General features: G+C 73.7%; 10 protein-coding genes. 1 reads left to right on the forward strand and 9 read right to left on the reverse strand.

Annotated elements, in window-relative coordinates; genetic code table 11:
- Positions 1–161: 161 nt before the first annotated feature.
- From ACIA3K_RS28845 to dapE, 8 genes are all read right to left on the reverse strand, one after another.
- Positions 162–362, reverse strand: a complete 201-nt coding sequence (locus ACIA3K_RS28845) for a hypothetical protein (RefSeq protein WP_396804743.1) — start codon at positions 360–362, stop codon at positions 162–164.
- Positions 363–563: 201 nt separating this feature from the next.
- Entirely contained in the window at positions 564–1,877 is a 1,314-nt protein-coding gene (locus ACIA3K_RS28850; protein WP_396804744.1) for a DEAD/DEAH box helicase, read from the reverse strand.
- A gap of 224 nt (positions 1,878–2,101) precedes the next feature.
- Positions 2,102–2,305 carry a cold-shock protein gene (locus tag ACIA3K_RS28855; RefSeq protein WP_007464836.1) on the reverse strand — a complete coding sequence of 68 codons (204 nt, stop codon included), beginning with the start codon at positions 2,303–2,305 and terminating at the stop codon, positions 2,102–2,104.
- 226 nt (positions 2,306–2,531) lie between these two features.
- On the reverse strand, positions 2,532–5,942 hold the full coding sequence (locus ACIA3K_RS28860) for an ATP-dependent helicase (protein WP_396804745.1): 3,411 nt from the start codon (positions 5,940–5,942) through the stop codon (positions 2,532–2,534).
- A complete protein-coding gene (locus tag ACIA3K_RS28865) occupies positions 5,939–9,580 on the reverse strand; it encodes an ATP-dependent helicase (protein WP_396804746.1) in 3,642 nt (1,213 codons plus the stop codon). The genes ACIA3K_RS28860 and ACIA3K_RS28865 overlap by 4 nt, the downstream gene beginning before the upstream one ends.
- A 126-nt stretch (positions 9,581–9,706) precedes the next feature.
- Entirely contained in the window at positions 9,707–10,252 is a 546-nt protein-coding gene (locus tag ACIA3K_RS28870) for a TIGR00730 family Rossman fold protein (protein WP_396804747.1), read from the reverse strand.
- Positions 10,252–11,115, reverse strand: coding sequence for a TIGR00730 family Rossman fold protein (locus ACIA3K_RS28875; protein ID WP_396804748.1), 864 nt, complete (start codon positions 11,113–11,115; stop codon positions 10,252–10,254). Before ACIA3K_RS28875 ends, ACIA3K_RS28870 begins: the two co-directional genes overlap by 1 nt.
- A gap of 364 nt (positions 11,116–11,479) precedes the next feature.
- On the reverse strand, positions 11,480–12,553 hold the full coding sequence (dapE, locus tag ACIA3K_RS28880; RefSeq protein ID WP_396804749.1) for a succinyl-diaminopimelate desuccinylase: 1,074 nt from the start codon (positions 12,551–12,553) through the stop codon (positions 11,480–11,482).
- A gap of 78 nt (positions 12,554–12,631) precedes the next feature.
- Here dapE and dapD point away from each other — a divergent pair, with 78 nt between their 5' ends.
- Positions 12,632–13,591, forward strand: coding sequence for a 2,3,4,5-tetrahydropyridine-2,6-dicarboxylate N-succinyltransferase (dapD, locus tag ACIA3K_RS28885; RefSeq protein ID WP_396804750.1), 960 nt, complete (start codon positions 12,632–12,634; stop codon positions 13,589–13,591).
- 175 nt (positions 13,592–13,766) lie between these two features.
- On the opposite strand, the gene ACIA3K_RS28890 is transcribed toward dapD, so the two are convergent.
- Complete coding sequence (locus tag ACIA3K_RS28890) at positions 13,767–17,111, reverse strand: S8 family serine peptidase (protein ID WP_396804751.1); 3,345 nt, start codon at positions 17,109–17,111, stop codon at positions 13,767–13,769.
- Positions 17,112–17,141 lie beyond the last annotated feature (30 nt).

Genomic DNA, 17,141 nt, shown 5'->3' on the forward strand with positions numbered 1-17,141 from the left:
AATAATAAAAAAAAAAACCCCAAACCGCGCGGCCCCCGCCCCCCCGGGCCAACGGGGGGCGGGGGGTGGTGGGGGGGCGGGGCCCCCGCCGCCCCCACCACACCTCGTACCGATCCTGACCGGGCCTGCCCCTCCGCCGGCGCCGGTCGGCCGGTCGCTGCTCAGCCCCGGTGCTCGACCGTCGGGCCGGAGCCCGGGTCGCCGGGACTGCGCAGCTCCACCAGACCGGCGGGAGCGTTGCCCGCCGTGGTGGCATGCCAGGGGCCGAAGGCCGCGAGCATGGCGAGGAGCAACCCGGCGAGCCCGACCGCGACCACCAGGATCAGTTCACGCAGCGCCCCCGAGCCGGCTTCGCCCACCATTGCCGCTCCTCCCCCGTGCCGGGCCCCCGCCCAATTCCCCCGCTGGTCAGCTTCGACCACCCGGGGGCAGGGCACAGTCGGCCAGCCGACCCAACGGAGGCTGATTACCGATTCAACCGAACGGTCAAGTGGCGGGAAGCCGCACGGAACGAACCGACCCGCCCAGCCGAAGCGGGACGGGTCGGTGTCGTGCGGAGAAGATCAGACCGTACGCGGGCGGCGCGGGCGGCGGGACCGGCCCGACGCCCGGTGCGCGGAGCGGGGCGCGCCGTCGGCGGCCGAGCCACCTGCGGCCCGTCCCCGGTTGGCCGCGGCCTGCGGGACGGCGATGGTGACCGGCACACCGGAGGGCTCGCGGGCCCCGGTGACCCGGGCCAGCGCCTCGTCACCGGGACGCACCTGGAACGACTGCGGCCGGATGCCGGCGGTGGCCATCAGCCGGGACACGTCGCGGCGCTGCTCGGGCAGGACCAGCGTCACCACCGAGCCGGACTCGCCGGCACGGGCCGTCCGACCGCCCCGGTGCAGGTAGTCCTTCGCCTCGGTCGGCGGGTCCACGTTGACGACCATGTCGAGGCCGTCCACGTGGATGCCGCGCGCCGCCACGTCCGTGGCGACCAGGGCGGTCACCTGACCGTTGCGGAACTGCTCCAGGATGCGGGTGCGCTGCGGCTGGGACTTGCCGCCGTGCAGCGCGGCGGCGCGTACACCCTTGGAGAGCAACTGGCGGGCGAGCCGGTCGGCGCGGTGCTTGGTGCCCATGAACAGGATGGTGCGGCCCTCGCGGGCCGCGATCCGGGCCAGCGCGTCGGGCTTGTCGAGCGCGTCGACGTGCAGCACGTGGTGGGTCATCGCGGTGACCGTGGCGGTGCCCGGGTCGACCGAGTGGGTGACCGGGCTGCTGAGGAAGCGGCGGACCAGCCGGTCCACACCACCATCGAGGGTGGCGGAGAAGAGCATCCGCTGACCCTGCGGGGCGACCTGCTCCAGCAGCTTGGTCACCTGCGGCAGGAAGCCCATGTCGGCCATCTGGTCGGCCTCGTCCAGGACGGTGATCTCGACCTGGTCGAGCCGGGCGTCGCCGCGGTTGATCAGGTCGTGCAGACGACCGGGGGTCGCCACGACCACCTCGGCGCCGGCGCGCAGCGCGTCGGCCTGGCGCTGCAACGACAGTCCGCCGACGACGGTGGCGCAGCGCAGACCGACGGCGCGGGCGTACGGGGCCAGCGCGGTGGTCACCTGCTGAGCCAGCTCACGGGTCGGCACCAGCACCAGGGCCAGCGGGCGACCCGGCCGGGCCTTACGGCCGGCGGTACGCGAAAGCAGGGGAAGCCCGAAGGCGAGCGTCTTACCGGAGCCGGTACGACCCCGGCCGAGCACGTCCCGACCGGCGAGCGAGTCGGGCAGCGTGGCCGACTGGATCGGGAACGGCTCGGTGATGCCCTGCGCGGTCAGGGCGCTCAGCAGCGCCGGCGCCAGACCGGTATGGGCAAAAGACGGAATAACTGTGGTCACGCAGAAGCCTTCCTCGACGCGGCACGTGTCGAGGGAGGGCGCCGAACTCGGCGCTGTCACCGGCGTAACAAGGCCGCCAGGACTCACAAGCACGAACCGATTAGGGTACGGGCCGGCCCGCCGCCGAGCCGCCGCCCGCGTTGAGCGGGTCGACGGCGGGGCGGGCCGGTCCCGTCACCGTCACACCCGGAGGGCGCGACGGGTACTACGAACCGATCCGAAGATCAGAGCGGACGGATGTTCTCCGCCTGCGGGCCCTTCTGGCCCTGGGTCACCTCGAACTCGACCCGCTGGTTCTCGTCCAGGCTCCGGTAGCCGGAGGACTGGATCGCCGAGAAGTGGGCGAAGACGTCAGCGCCGCCGCCGTCCGGGGTGATGAAGCCGAAGCCCTTGTCAGCGTTGAACCACTTCACGGTGCCAATAGCCATGTGTTTCGTCTCCTTGACGGAACGTCGGACGCGCACTTGTTGCGCGCCCGAAGAGGAGCGCTCCGCGCGGGGATGCGCGAATCGCCTGTCGCTTCTGGTCGCCCCGCCCGGAGAACTCCGGACACAACAAAGAGCGCCTGGGGCCACAATCCCGCCAGGCGCACACAGAGTCTCTGGTAACCAAAACTGCAACCCGGTCAACGTACCACGGATTTCCCCGTCGTGGTCAAACTTGGTCGGAATCCACGGGCAAGTGGGCGATCATGGCGGTGAGCCCGGTCACGTCCAGCAGATCGGTCGGACGGACGGTCGCCCCGTCCCGCACGTAGTGGAACGCCGCGCCCACCCGCTCGACGTCGACACCGGCCAGCTCGGCCCAGGCCAGCCGGTACACAGCCAACTGGACCGCCGCCACCTGGGCCGCCGTGCCGGTGGGACGCGCGCCGGTCTTCCAGTCGACCACGTCGAACCGCCCGCCCGGGCGGGAGAAGACCGCGTCCATCCGCCCCCGGACCACCACACCCGCGATCACCGTGGCGAAGGGCACCTCCACCTCGACCGGCACCCGGTCGGCCCACTCGCTGGCCAGGAAGCGCTCCTGAAGCTCGACCAGGGCCTCGTCCGGCGCGGCGTCCGCGTCCGCCGCGCCGGGCAGCTCGTCCACGTCGAGCAACCGGTCGGCGCCGAAACGCTGCTCCAGCCACGCGTGGAAGGCGGTGCCCCGGCGGGCGTACGGATTCGGCTCGGTGGGCACCGGGCGGCGCAGCGTACGGGCCAGCGCGGCCGGGTCACGCCGCAACGCCACCAACTGGGTGACGCTGAGCTGCCCCGGCAGGGCCACCTCGACCGCGCCGGAGAGCCGGGTCAGCTCGGCCCGCTCGGCCAGCAGCAGGTCCGCCTCCTGCCGCCAGCGCGCCACCTCCGGGTCTGCGGTCTCGACCGTCTCGGCGTCCGACCCGGTCGACGGCAGCGCACCGGCGAGCGCCGGCCCGACCGGACCCGGCAGCGCCGACGCCGGACCGTCGCTCATCAGCCGGCGGACCAGTCCGGCCGCCTCGGCCAACGCCGGCCGGCGGCCGCCCAGCGGGTCGGCCGGCCACTCCGCGCGGAGCACCACCTCCGCCGTCGGGTTCGTGGCGTCCGGGGTGGGCTCCGGCGTCCACGTGTCGACCAGGTGCCCGGTGCCGCCGTCCAGGCAGGCGTCGTACACCTCGCGCAGGAAGACCGACGGACCCCGCGGTCGCTTCGTACCCTCGCCCCACCAGTACCCGGAGCACAGCAGCAGCCGGCGCGGCCGGGTCACCGCGACGTACGTCAGCCGGCGCTCCTCCCGCTCGTCGTGGGCCCGCCAGGCATCGGTGAAGTCGGCCACCGCCCGGGCCACGGCACGCTGGTCGGCAGCCTCGTCGAGCGCCAGCTCGGGAAGCCCGTCGGCGTCCCCCCGCAACGGGAACGGCAGCACTCCCAGACCGCCCAGCCAGTGGTCGGAGTTGCGGACCGGACCGGGCCACGACCCACGGCACAGCCCGGCCACCGCCACGACGTCCCACTCCAGGCCCTTGGCGGCGTGTGCGGTGACCACCTGCACCGCGCCCTCCACGACCTCGACCTCGCCCGGGGCCAGGCCGCGCTCCTCGTCCTCGGCGGCGGCCAGGTAGGACAGGAAGCCGGAGAGCGTCGCGCCGGGCGTCTCACCGCTGAAGCGGGCCGCCACGTCGGCCAGGGCGTCCAGGTGACCCCGCGCCAGCCCGGCGTCGCCCGCGCCGTCGCGGCCGGCGCGCACCGCGACCTCCACATCCAGGCCGATGGTCCGCTCGATGTCCGCGATCAGATCCGGCAGCGCCTGGTCCAGGCGGTAGCGCAGCAGCGCCAACTCCATGCCGTACGCCCGCAGCCGCGCGAACCCCTCCGCCGAGTACGCCTGCGCCGGCCCGAGATCGGCCAACGCCTCCACCAGGGTCGCCTCGTCCAGCAGGTCGGGGCTGATGTCCGAGTCCTCGTCGGCGGCCACCTGTTGGCGGGCCTTCGCGATGCCCCGCGCCCGTCGGTGCAGCGCCACCAGATCACGCGGTCCGATCCGCCACCGGGCGCCGGTGAGCAACCGCAGCAGGGCGGCCCCGTCGGTCGGGTCGGCCAGCACCCGCAGCGTGCACACCACGTCCCGGACCTCGGGAGTGTCGAGCAGGCCACCCAGCCCGACCACCTCCACCGGAAGGCCGCGCTCGCGCAGCGCCGACTCGATCGCCGGAATCTGGCTACGGACGCGGACCAGCACGGCCGTCGTCGGGCGCTGCGCCACCGGGATGTGCTCGGGCGCGGCGCCCGGCATCCGGGCCGCGCCACGCCACGCGGCGAGCACACTGTCGGCGATCCACGCGGCCTCGTCGGCGTACGTGTGCAGCAGCGCGCAGTGCACCGTGCCACCGGCCGCCCCACCGGGGCTGCGATGCGGAATCGGGTCTCGGACGGTCAGCGCGGAGCGCAGCTCCGGAACCCGGGCGCCGGCCGCCCGCAACGGCGTGGACAGCGCGTTCGCCACCCGTAGGATCTCCGGGCGGTTACGCCAACTGGTGGTCAGCCCCAACGCCCGCGCCGGCTCGCCGTCGGACCGCGCGAACTCGGCCGGGAACCGGTCGAGAGTGCCGGCGCTGGCACCCCGCCAGCCGTAGATGGACTGGCAGGGATCACCGACCGCGGTCACCGGGTGCCCGCCACCGAACAGCGCGTTGAGCAGCACCACCTGCGCGTGGCTGGTGTCCTGGTACTCGTCGAGCAGCACCACCCGGAAGCGGTCCCGCTCGATCTCGCCGACGGCCGGGTGATCCCGTGCCACCCGGGCCGCCCGGGCGAGCTGGTCGGCGAAGTCCATCGCCTCGAAGTCGAGCTTGCGCCGGGCGTACGCGCGGACCAGCGGCAGCAGGCGCAGCCGGGTCTGTTGCAGGGTGAGCGCCTTGCGCACGTCGGCGTAGACCCGGCCCGGTCGCGACTGCACCTCGGCGAAGAACCGACCGGTCCAGGCCGCCAACTCGTCCGGGCCGACCAGGTGCTCGTCCAGCTCCCCGGCGAGCGCCAGCACCGCGTCGGTGATGGTGCTCGGCATCCGGTCCACCTCGGACATGTCGCCGTCGTAGTTGCGCACCAGCAGGTCGACCAACTGCCAGCGGGACGCCTCGGTGAGCAGCCGGGTCGACGGCTCGTAGCCGGCGCGCAGACCGTGCTCGGTGACGATCCGCCCGGCGTACGAGTGGTAGGTGGAGACGGTGGGCTCACCGGCGAGCGGGTCGCGGTCCTGCCGGCCGACCCTCCGGATCAGTTGGTCGAGCCGGGTACGGACCCGGTGCGCCAGCTCACCGGCCGCCTTGCGGGTGAAGGTCAGCCCCAGGATCTGCTCCGGGCGCACGTACGAGTTGGCCACCAGCCAGACCACCCGGGCGGCCATCGTCTCCGTCTTGCCGGACCCGGCGCCCGCGACCACCAGCAGCGGCTCCACCGGGGCGGCGATGATCTCGGCCTGTTCCCGGGTCGGCGCCGGCAGCCGCAGCAACTTGGCCAGCTCCACCGGCGTGTAGCGGGGTCCGGAGTCCGCGAGCCGGGGTGTCGGCGCGGGACCCGCGCCGAACAGGGTGGGCTGGGTCATGAATTCTCCGGGGGACGGACGGTCGGCGGCTCGACCACCTGGCGTCCCTGCCCGGAGACTGGACAGCTGGTCCGCACCGGGCAGACCCGGCACTTCGAGTTGGCGACCGCCGCGAACGTGGCGGCTGCCATCGTATCGGCGGTCCGCCGGACCAGCGCCGTCGCCCAGCCGGCCGCCGGGCCCTCCCCCGCCGCGGCCTGGTTCTGCTCCCGGGCGTCCTTGGCGGAGGTGCCGAGCTGCACCAGCGCCGCGCCACCGGACTCGTCGCCGAACTCGGCGAACGCGCCCGCCTCCACCGCAGCCTGGTACGCGCCGAGCTGCGGGTGCTCGGCCAGTTCGCTGCCGGTGACCGCGGTGGACTTGCCGGTCTTGAGGTCGATCACCACGAGCCGGCCGGCCTCGTCGACCTCCAGCCGGTCGACCCGCCCGGTCAGGTCGACCGGGCGCTGCGGATCGTCCAGCCGGACCGCGAACTCGTGTTCGATGGCGAGCAGCCGACGCGGGTTGGTGGCGAGCCAACGCAGCAGCTTGTCGACCATCGCCTCGGCGCGCTCCCGCTCGGGGCCGGCCATCCACCGGGCGGCCAGCTCGATCGCGTCGAACCGGGCGGCCACGTAGTCGAGCAGTGCGCCCCGGTCGGCGCTGGCGTCCTCGGCGAGCATCGCGGCGGCGTGCACCAGGTTGCCGACGCCCTGCGCGGTGCTGGTCGGGCCGCTGCCGCCGTGCCGTTCCAGCAGCCAGCGCAGGCTGCACCGCAGCGCGCTCTCCATCGCCGAGGGCGTGACCCGCACCGGCGCGCCGTCGTCGACCAACGGCCGGTCGTCGGAGAGCGCCCGCAGCCCCCACCAGTCGTCGGGGTGCGCGCCGGGCACTCCGGCGGCGGCGAGCCGCGCCAACTCGGCCGCCGCCGCGCGCCGCCGGGCCGCCGGCGCGGCCGGGTCGATGATGGCGGTACGCAGCTCGGCGACCAACGCCGGCAGGGTGAGCGCCCGTGGCGGCCGGGTGACCGGCAGCCCACCGGGCTGGTCCGGTTCGTCGTCTCCATCGGCCAGACCGTCACCGCCACCAACGGCCGCGGCGGTACCGCCGTTGCGTGCCCCGCCGTTGCCGGTCGCGTTGGCGGCGACCACGCTGTCGTCGGTCGTGCTGGTGCTGGTCGCGTCGGCGGCGACCGCGCTGGTGCCGGCCGCGCTGGTGGTGAAGGCGGCGTCGGTGGCGGGCCCAGCACCGGGCGGGCCGGTGCGCGGGCCGGGCGGACCGGCTGGGCCGATGGGCGGCGTCGGCGCGTCGGGCGGACTCGGCGGAGCGATCGGGCCCAGCTCGTGCAGGAACCGGCTGGGCTGCTCCTCATGGTCGTCGCCACCGACCGCCGCCGACGCCACCGCGCTGACCAGCAGGCGGTGTCGGGCCCGGCTGATGGCGACGTGGAACAGCCGGCGCTCCTCGTCGAGCAGCGCCGAGGTCTGACCCACGACGTTGGCGGCCCGGGCGCCGCCGACGGACCGGCCGGCCAGGACGTCGACCAGCCGTTCCGACCCGAGCAGGCTGCCGCGCAGGCGCAGGTCCGGCCAGATGCCCTCCTGCACGCCGGCGATCGCCACCAGGTCCCACTCCAGGCCCTTCGCGGCGTGCGCGGTGAGCAGTCGTACCGCCGCGCCCCGGTCGGCGGTCGGCGCGATGGTGTCCGCCGGCAGGTCCTGGGCGAGCACGTGGTCGAGGAAGACCTCGGTGCGCGCGCCCGGTAGCCGGTCGGTGAAGCGGGCCGCCGCGTCGAAGAGCACGAGCACGGCGTCCAGGTCGCGGTCGGCCGCCTCGGCCCGCCGACGCCGGGCCAGGTCGCCCTCGCCGGCCACCGGCCGCCCCTGGGCGATCGCGCCGGCCCAGCGTTCGGCCAGGCCGCTGGCATCCCACACCTCCCAGAGGACGGTCTCCGCGGTGGCGCCCGGTTGGGCGGCGGCGTCCCGGGCGGTGGCGAGCAGACCGGCCACCGCCTGCGCCGGCTCCGCCCACCGTCGGTCGATGGTGGCCAGCTCCGTCGGGTCACGCAACGCCTCGACGATCAGCTCGCCGGACGGGCGGCGGTCGCCCCCGGCCAACGCCAGGGCGCGCAGCCCCTGCCGCAGCCGTCGTTCGGCCAGCGGGTCGGCGCCGCCCAGCGGCGAGTGCAGCAGCGCGACCGCGGCCTCCTCGTCGAGCCGGTCCGGTTCGAGGGCGCACCGCAGCAGCAGCAACAGCGGCGCCACCGCGGGTTGCAGGTGCAGCGGAAGGTCCTCGCCGTGCACCACGGTCGGGACGCCGGCGGCGTGCAGCGCGCGTCGCAGGGTCGGCAGTTGCAGGGCGGTGGACCGCACCAGCACCGCCATCCGCGACCACGGCACGCCGTCCAGCAGGTGGGCCGAGCGCAGCATGTGGGCCAGCCAGGCGGCCTCGCTGGTCGCCGACCGGAAGGTGTGCACCTCGACCACGCCGGCCGGGGCGTCCGGAAGCGGACGCAGTCGGCGGTGCGCCGTCGGGCCACGGAGCCGGCGGCCCAGCCGGGCCACCGCGTCGAGCAGAACCGGCCCGGCCCGGTACGACGTGCTCAGCAGCACCTGCGCGGCCGGCGCTCCGGAGGCCGTCCGGAAACGGTGCCGGAAGGTGGACACTCCCGCCGGGTCGGCACCCCGGAAGGCGTACGTGGAGGAGTCGGGGTCGGCGAAGGCCACGAGCGGCTTGCCACCACCGGCGATGACCGAGAGCAGTTCGAGTTGGGCGGGATCGGTGTCGGCCAGCTCGTCGACGTACACGTGGGCGAGGCGGTGGCGCTCGGCGGCCAGCAACTCCTCGTCGTCGCGCAGCAGACCGGTGGCCGCCCGGACCAGCTCGGCGGGGTCGTACGCGATCGAACCCCGGTTGCTGACGTCGCGCAGCGCGAGCACCTCGACGTACTCCCGCAGGAAGCGCGCGGCGGCCGGCCAGTCGGCGCGGCCGAGCTTCTCGCCCAGCCGGGCCAGGTCGCCCGGACCCACACCGCGTTCGGCGGCGCGCATGAGCAGGTCACGCAGTTGACCGGCGAAGGCCCGGGTGCGCAGTGCCGGCCGCAGGTCGGTGGGCCAGCCGACCGTGTCGTCCTCGGGCGCCTCGCCCACCGCGTCGAGCAGCTCGCGGATGATCAGATCCTGCTCGGGGCCGGTCAGCAGGCGGGGTGACGGCTCGCCGCGCTCGGCGGCGGCGCGACGCAGCAGCCCGAAGGCGTACGCCGGGAAGGTACGCACCAGCGGCTCCCGCAGCACCCGGTAGCCGTCCTGCGCGACCCGGGCCTCGATGCGCTGGCGCAGTGCGGTGGCGCCCCGGCGGCCGAAGGTCAGCACGAGGATCCGTTCCGGGTCGACCCCCTCGGCGATCCGGGCGGCGACCGCCTCGACGAGGGTGCTGGTCTTGCCGGTGCCCGGGCCGCCGACGACGAGCATCGGCCCGTCGGTGTGCCCGACGATCTCGGCCTGGACGGGATCGGCGTGCCAGCGCGGGCCCGCCGACCCGGTCGGGTCGGCCGCGACGGCGAGGACGCCACCGTCACCCGGCGCGGTCCCGTCCCCCGGCGCGGTCCCGTCCCCCGGCGCCGGCCCTCCGGGCCGCCGCACCAACCGGTACGACTGCATCACCAAATCCCATCACCTCCCTACGACAGCAACCCCATCCCACGCCGCCACGCCGATCGTGAAGGTGGCGGCACGACACGCCGACGGCCCTGCCGCCACCCTCACGACCGACGAGGTGGCCCGGAGTCAGGGTAGGTGGGACTCCAGCGCCTTCAGGGCCTCGGGGACCGTGGTGACCACGGTCAGCAGGTCGAGGCCGGCCGGTTTGAGGAAGTGCTGGTCGGTGATGGTGTGCAACCAGTCCAGCAGGGGGCGGTAGAAGCCGTCGGCGTCGATCAGCACCATCGGCTTGGTGTGCAGCGCCAGGGTGGCGGTGGTCCAGACCTCGAACAGCTCGTCCAGCGTGCCGAGGCCGCCGGGCAGGGCGAGGAACGCGTCCGACCGGTCGATCATCAGGGTCTTGCGATCGGCCATCGAGTCGGTGACCAGCAGTTCGTCCGAGGCCAGGTCGGCGACCTCCAGGTCGACGAGCGCCTGTGGGATGACACCCACCGTGCGTCCGCCGGCGGATCGGGCGCCGTCGACCACCGCGCCCATCATGCCGACGCAGCCACCGCCGCTGACCAGGGTGTGCCCGCGCCGGGCGAGCTCCGCACCGGTCTCGGTGGCGAGGTCGAGCCAGCGTTGGTCGAGGGTACGGGAGGAGGCGCAGAAGACGCAGACGGCGGCCATCAGTCCTCCCGGGGCCGGTCGGCGGCCTGCTCGGCGGCGGCCTGCTGGTCGGCGCCGGTACGCGCCACGGCCTCGTCGCGGACCGCGTCCTGCTCGGCGGAGAGCGCCGCCTCGGCCTCGACGATGTGGCGGACGGCGGCGTTGACGTCGTCGGTGAGGCAGATCAGGTCCAGGTCCACCGGGCCTATCTTGCCGCTGGCGGCCATCGTGTCGCGCAGCCAGTCGAGCAGTCCCTGCCAGTAGGCCACCCCCATCAGCACGACCGGGAACCGGGTGACCTTGCCGGTCTGCACCAGGGTCAGCGCCTCGAAGAGCTCGTCCATGGTGCCGAACCCACCGGGCAGCACCACGAACGCCTGGGCGTACTTGACGAACATGGTCTTGCGGGCGAAGAAGTAGCGGAAGTCGATGGCCAGGTCGACCCAGTCGTTGATGCCCTGCTCGAACGGAAGCTCGATGCCGAGCCCGACGGAGAGCCCGCCGGCCTCGGTGGCGCCCCGGTTGGCGGCCTCCATCACGCCCGGCCCGCCGCCGGTGATCACCGCGTAGCCCGCGCGGGCCAGCGCGCCGCCCACCTCCTCGGCCAACCGGCACTCGGCGGTGTCCGGACCGCTGCGCGCCGAGCCGAACACGCTGACGGCCGGCGGCAGGTCGGCGAGGGTGTCGAAGCCCTCGACGAACTCGGAGAGGATGCGCAGCGCGCGCCAGGCGTCCTTGGTCTTCCAGTCGCCCCGTCCACGCGAATCCAGCAGCCGCTGGTCGGCGGTGCTGTTCGGAATGGCACCCCGACGCAGCGTGACAGCGCCCCGGTGCCGCTCCTGTCCGGGACCGCGGCCGGCCTCCCGCCCGTTGTTCTGGCTCATGCAGCAACCGTAGTGGAGCGGCACACCGTCGGGGTCCGGGGCGGGGAGCCGGAGAAATAGTTCGCGATCAAGGGCAACTATTTGGCTTCCCCGTACGTCTTACTATTCGCATACCGGGTATGCCCGGGCGCGCGCCTTCGGGGGAGGAGACAGCGTGATCAGCAACAGCGAGATGATCCGGATCCGTCGACAGATGCAGCGACGGATCCGAGACGTGGTGGCCGAGCGCCGTCGCATTCGCGCCCTCGATCCCGCCTTCTCGCCTGCCGCCGCTGGATCCGGAGCCGACCAAGAGGTTCGCGCCGCCGACAACGGGCCAGGCTGACGCGAACCTCTTGGTCACCGGCAACGAAGGTGACCGGGATCAGGCCGGCGCGAGCCAGCGGTGCAGCGTCGCCGCGCCGTCACGGATCTTGCTGATCTCGACGTGCTCGTCCCGGTGGTGGGCCAGGTTGGGGTCACCCGGGCCGAAGTTCAACGCCGGAATCCCCATGGCCGCGAACCGGGCCACGTCCGTCCAACCCAGCTTGCCGATCGGTGCGGCGCCGACCGCCGCCAGGAACTCCTTCGCCGGGGCGGCGCTGAGCCCGGGCGGGGCGCCCGCGATCGAGTCGGCGAGCCGCAGCTCGAAACCGGCGAACACCTCACGCAGGTGCGCCTCCGCCTCGGCCGGGGTCCGGTCGGGGGCGAACCGGTAGTTGACCTCGATCTCGCACAGGTCCGGGATGACGTTGCCGGCCACCCCACCGTTGATCCGTACCGCGTTCATGCCCTCGCGGTAGTCGCACCCCTCGATGGTGACCCGGCGGGCCTCGTAGGTCTGGAGACGCCGCAGCACCTCACCGGCCCCGTGGATGGCGTTCACACCGCGCCAGGAGCGCGCCGCGTGCGCCCGCTCACCGGTCGTCGTCACGATGGCGCGCATGACGCCCTGACAGCCCGCCTCGACGATGCCGTACGTCGGCTCCAGCAGCACCGCGAAGTCCGCCTCCAACCACTCCGGGAACGCCTGGGCGACCAGGTTGAGCCCGTTGTACCGGGACTCGATCTCCTCGGCCTCGTAAAAGAAGTACGTCACGTCGTAGCGCGGCTCGGGCAGCGTCACCGCCAGGTGCAACGCGTAGGCGGTGCCGGACTTCATGTCGGAGGTTCCGCAGCCGTACATCAGGTCGCCGCGCATGGTCGACGGGAAGTTGTTGTTCAGCGGCACGGTGTCGAGGTGCCCGGCCAGCACGACGCGCTGCGAGCGACCCAGGTCGGTACGGGCCATCACGGTGTTGCCGTGCCGGTGGGTACTCAGGTGCGGTACGCCCCGCAGCACCTCTTCGACGCAGTCGGCGATCGCCTTCTCGTTGAGGGACACGGACTCTATGTCGACCAGAGCGCGGGTCAGCTGCACCGGATCGGCGAGGACCTCGGGGGTCAGCGGGTTCTCCATGGTTCGCACGGTACCTTCAGGTCTGTCAGCGCGAGGAGCGAGCCGAGGCCGGCCTGGCCGCGACCGAGAGGGTTAACAGTGACGTCCGCAGATTCCGCTTGGGGCATCGGCCTGGCCACCGTCACCGCCGACGGGCAGGTGCTCGACACCTGGTACCCGACCGGCAAGCTGGGCCTGGGTGAGCTGCCGCTGATCGCCGGCGAGGACAAGTCGGACGTGCTCGACCTGCCGCCGGGCGCGCTGGGCGACCGGCCGCTGCCCGGTCTGCGTACCGTGCAGGTGGTCACCGTCATCGGCTCGCTGGACGACCCCATCAAGGACGCCTCCGACGCGTACCTCCGGTTGCACCTGCTCTCCCACCGCCTGGTGCGGCCCAACCAGCTCAACCTCGACGGCATCTTCGGCAAGCTGGCGAACGTGGCCTGGACGTCCGCCGGGCCGTGCCCGCCGGAGCGGGTGGACGAGCTGCGGGTGATCGAGCGGGCCGCCGGCCGCCACCTGTCGGTGTACGGGGTGGACAAGTTCCCTCGGATGACCGACTACGTGGTGCCCTCGGGTGTGCGGATCGCCGACGCCGACCGGGTGCGCCTCGGCGCCCACCTGGCCGCCGGCACGACGGTGATGCACGAGGGCTTCGTCAACTTCAACGCCGGCACGGTCGGCACCTCGATGGTCGAGGGGCGGATCGTGCAGGGGGTGCTGGTCGGCGACGGCTCCGACGTCGGCGGTGGCGCCTCGATCATGGGCACCCTCTCCGGTGGCGGTACCGAGAAGATCAGCATCGGCGAGCGGAGCCTGATCGGCGCGAACGCGGGTGTGGGCATCTCCCTCGGCGACGACTGCGTGGTCGAGGCCGGCTGCTACATCACCGCCGCCTCCAAGATCACCCTGCCGGACGGCCGGGTGGTCAAGGGCCGGGAGCTGTCCGGCGTCGACGGCCTGCTGTTCTGGCGCAACTCGGTGACCGGCGCGCTGGAGGCCCGGCCGCGCACCGGCCGGGGCATCGAGCTGAACGCCGCCCTGCACGCGAACGACTGACGTACCCGCCGGGGGCGCGGCGCGCGGCCGCCGCCCCCCCCGGGGGGCGCCGCCGCGCCGGCGGGACGCCGGGATGATCCGCTGCGGCACCCAGTTGGCGGCGGGCTGCCCCCTGGCAGCCCCGCGCCGGGCGCGCGGGGGCGGGGGCCCCCCCCCCCCCCGACGGGGGTGCGCCTCAGCGCAGGCGGTACGCCTGGATGATCCGCTGCGTCACCGTGTTGCCGGCGGTGTCGCGGGCGCTGGCCCGCAGCGACACGTAGCCGGGGCCGGCCGGATGCCGCAACAGTGCCGACCAACCATCGGCCGAGGTGCGAAGCAGCTTCGCCCTGGCCCAGGTCTTCCCACCGTCGTACGAGACGTCGACGGTGAGCCCCTGGACCCCGGCGGCCGGAGCCCCGGGCTGCCGCTGCACCTGCACCGGTACGAGGAAGCTCCGCCCGGCCGGTGCGCTGCCGTCGACGCGCAGCGGCGGCGCGAAGCGCACCGCCATCAGCGGCAGGCGGGCCGGCGTGTCACCGGCGACGTGCCGGGACCGGAAGGTCCAGCTCGACTCCACCTCGGTGCTCAGGTCGGTGAAGCTCCGCTTCGACGACGTGACGAGCCGGTAGTCCGCCTTACCCGGTGGCACGGCGAACTCTCCGTAGCCGGCGTACTCGCTCTCGCCGACCAGCTTGCCGTCGCGCCAGAGCTCGGTGTGCTCGCTGTCGCTCAACGAGCCGCCCGGGTGACCGGCCGCGTCGCTGAAGATCGGCATGTCGACCACGATGGTGTCGCCGGCCCGGGTGACGCTCTGGTGCGGCCAGCGCGGGTTCGGGAAGGAAGGCCCGAACGGCGCCTGGTTCCAGATCTCCTGGACCGTCCGCCCGGCCCGGTACGCGGTGGGGACGGAGAGGAGCACGGCCTGCGGGTTCAGCCAGCCCTCGTCGTCGTCCCGGGTGCCGAAGTAGATGTCCGACTCCCACTGGACGCCCCGGGTGTTGTAGTACTCGACCCGCTGACCGGGCACGCTCGTGGGCAGGACCAGCGTGGAGCCGCCGACGTTGTACTCCAACACGGGGTACACGGAGCGCTCGGCGTCCATGCCCGCGTAGCCGCCGAGGAACCGGTGTACGACGGCGGCCAGGTCGCTCCGGGCGTAGTCGCGGACGAAGCCCGTCGGCATTCGGCCAGGGATCGCTTCGGCCAGCGCGTACAGGTACGGGCTGTCGGGCGTCCCCGGTTTGATCCACTGGCTGCTGACGGTGGAGACGAACTGGTCGGCGGAGACCGTCTTGCCGAGCTGACCGCTGGCCAGTCCGGTGAAGGTGTCGGCCCAGAGTCCGATCCCGTACCCACTGCCGTCCGCAGCCGTGAAGTTGCCGCTGACATCGATCAGTTCCGGGGCGGCGTCACGGTCCGGAATGGTGGTGCGGACCGGCTTGGCCCGCCGGGCATCCACGACGACCCGGGTGTCCCGCTCGATCGTCAACACGGGCTGCATCAACAGCGACATCCCGCGCTGCGCGTCCTCCGGCCCGGGCTCGAAGACCAGGCCGCTGAGGCCGTAGTGCCCCTTGGGCACCCGCACGGTGGCCACCCCGTCGGAACTGAAGAGGTCCCAGGCGGCGAAGGTGTCCATCCCGACCAGCGCGCTCCAGTGGTCGGCGGTACGCGCGCCCGCGCGGTTCAGGTGTTCCACGGTCAACGTGTAGCTCTCCACCTCCCGGTGCACGGCCAGCGGCGTGACGGCGACCGCCGACCCCGCCCGGGCCACGATCCGGCCGGTCCAGTAGCCGTCGGCGTCGCCGATCCGGGTGTCCGTGGTGACGGTCGTGGCGGCCGTGCCACCCGCCGGCACGGTGAGCTGGCTGGCGCCCAGTTGGAAGAAACCGGCCGGCAGCGCTCGACCGCCCGGGCCGGCGCCCTCGACGCTCAGGTCCACGGTGACCGGGGTCGGACCGTCGTTGCGCCAGGTCACCGTACGGGTGATCGGGGTGTCGTCGTTGTGCGGCCAGAGCGCACGCCCGAAGGAGACGCTCACCGGGTCGGTGGTGAGCTGCTGGGTGATCGCGTGGGCGACGTCGACGCGCCCGGCGCCCTGCTGGTAGGCGGTCTGCTCCGGGTGCGGCTTGGCGGCGGCCATCAGGGTGGCCTTGAGCCGGTCGGCCCGCCATCCCGGGTGCTGCTGGGCCAGCAACGCGGCCGACCCGGCAACGTGCGGGGTGGCCATCGAGGTGCCGGAGAGCGTGACGTACCGGTCCCCCACCGGATCACCGATGACGCCGTTGGCGGACTTCGCCGCGACGATGTCGACGCCGGGGGCGGTGATGTCGGGCTTCAGCGCGTCGTCACCGATCCGGGGCCCCCGGCTGGAGAACTCAGCCAACTCGTCGTCGCGATCCACCGCGCCCACGGCGAGCCCGGCGTCCGCGCTGGCCGGGGAGCCGACCGAGCCGTCCGAGCCGTCGTTTCCGGCGGCGAGGACGAACAGCGTGCCGGTCTGCGCGGTCAGGGTCTGCACCGCCTCTTCGAGCGGGTCGACCTCGGGCGTGTCCCAGCCGCCGAGGCTCATGTTGATGACGGCGGCCTTCTTCTCCACGGCGGCCCACTGCATGCCGGCGAGGATCGCCGAGTCGGGGCAGCCCCGGTCCTCACAGACCTTGCCGTCCAGCAGCGTCGCGTCCGGCGCCACACCCCGGTAGCGGCCGTCGGAGGCCGCGCCGGAGCCGGCGATGGTCGAGGCCACGTGCGTGCCGTGGCCGACGGTGTCCCGGGCGTCGGCGACCTCGGTGAAGTTGCGCGCCTCGGCCACCTTGCCGGCCAGGTCCGGGTGGGTCGCGTCGACACCGGTGTCCAGCACGGCCACGGAGACGCCCTTGCCGGTGAACCCGGCCGACCAGGCGGCGGGCGCCCCGATCTGCGGCACGCTGTGGTCGAGGGCCACCCGTCGACGGCCATCCAACCAGATTCGCTCGACGCCCCCCGCAGCGCCGAGCCGAGCCGCGCTGGAGCCGGTGCTGACCGCCGCCCAGACCGCGCCGAGGGAGGACTTGTCGCTGCTGAGGGCGGCCCCCTCGATCGCCGGCAGGTCGCGGACCACCCGGGTGCCGGGCAGCGCGGCCGGGGCTCGCCGGGCGGCATCCGTCGAGCCGTACGACACCAGCAGCGGCAGCGTCTTGCGGTGGGCGTCGTCGTAACCCGCCTCGATCAGCCCGGTGACGTCGAAGAGCCGCCGGTCCACCCGACCCGAGCGCAGCAACGGCAGCGCGTCCGTCGGCAGCACCGAGAGGCGTCCTCTCTCGCGCTGAAGCAGGAACTGCACGCCTTCACGGCCGGGGCCGGGCTGGGCCGAGGCGCCGGATGCGGTGACGGTGACGCGGTCACCGGTGATCAGTGTGACGGTGGTCGAGCGCTCGGGGCTGGCTCCGGGCGCTGTGGACTGTCGGTCGGCGCCACCGGATGGGGCGGGCGCGGCGGGCGCGGCTGAGGCCGGAGCCGGCGCGGCGAGCGCCAGCACTGACACGAGGCCGAGAGCGGCCATTCTTCTTCCCTGGTGCAACGTTTCCTCCTG

This window comes from Micromonospora sp. NPDC051543, from assembly GCF_044454415.1.
Taxonomy (GTDB): Bacteria; Actinomycetota; Actinomycetes; order Mycobacteriales; family Micromonosporaceae; genus Micromonospora.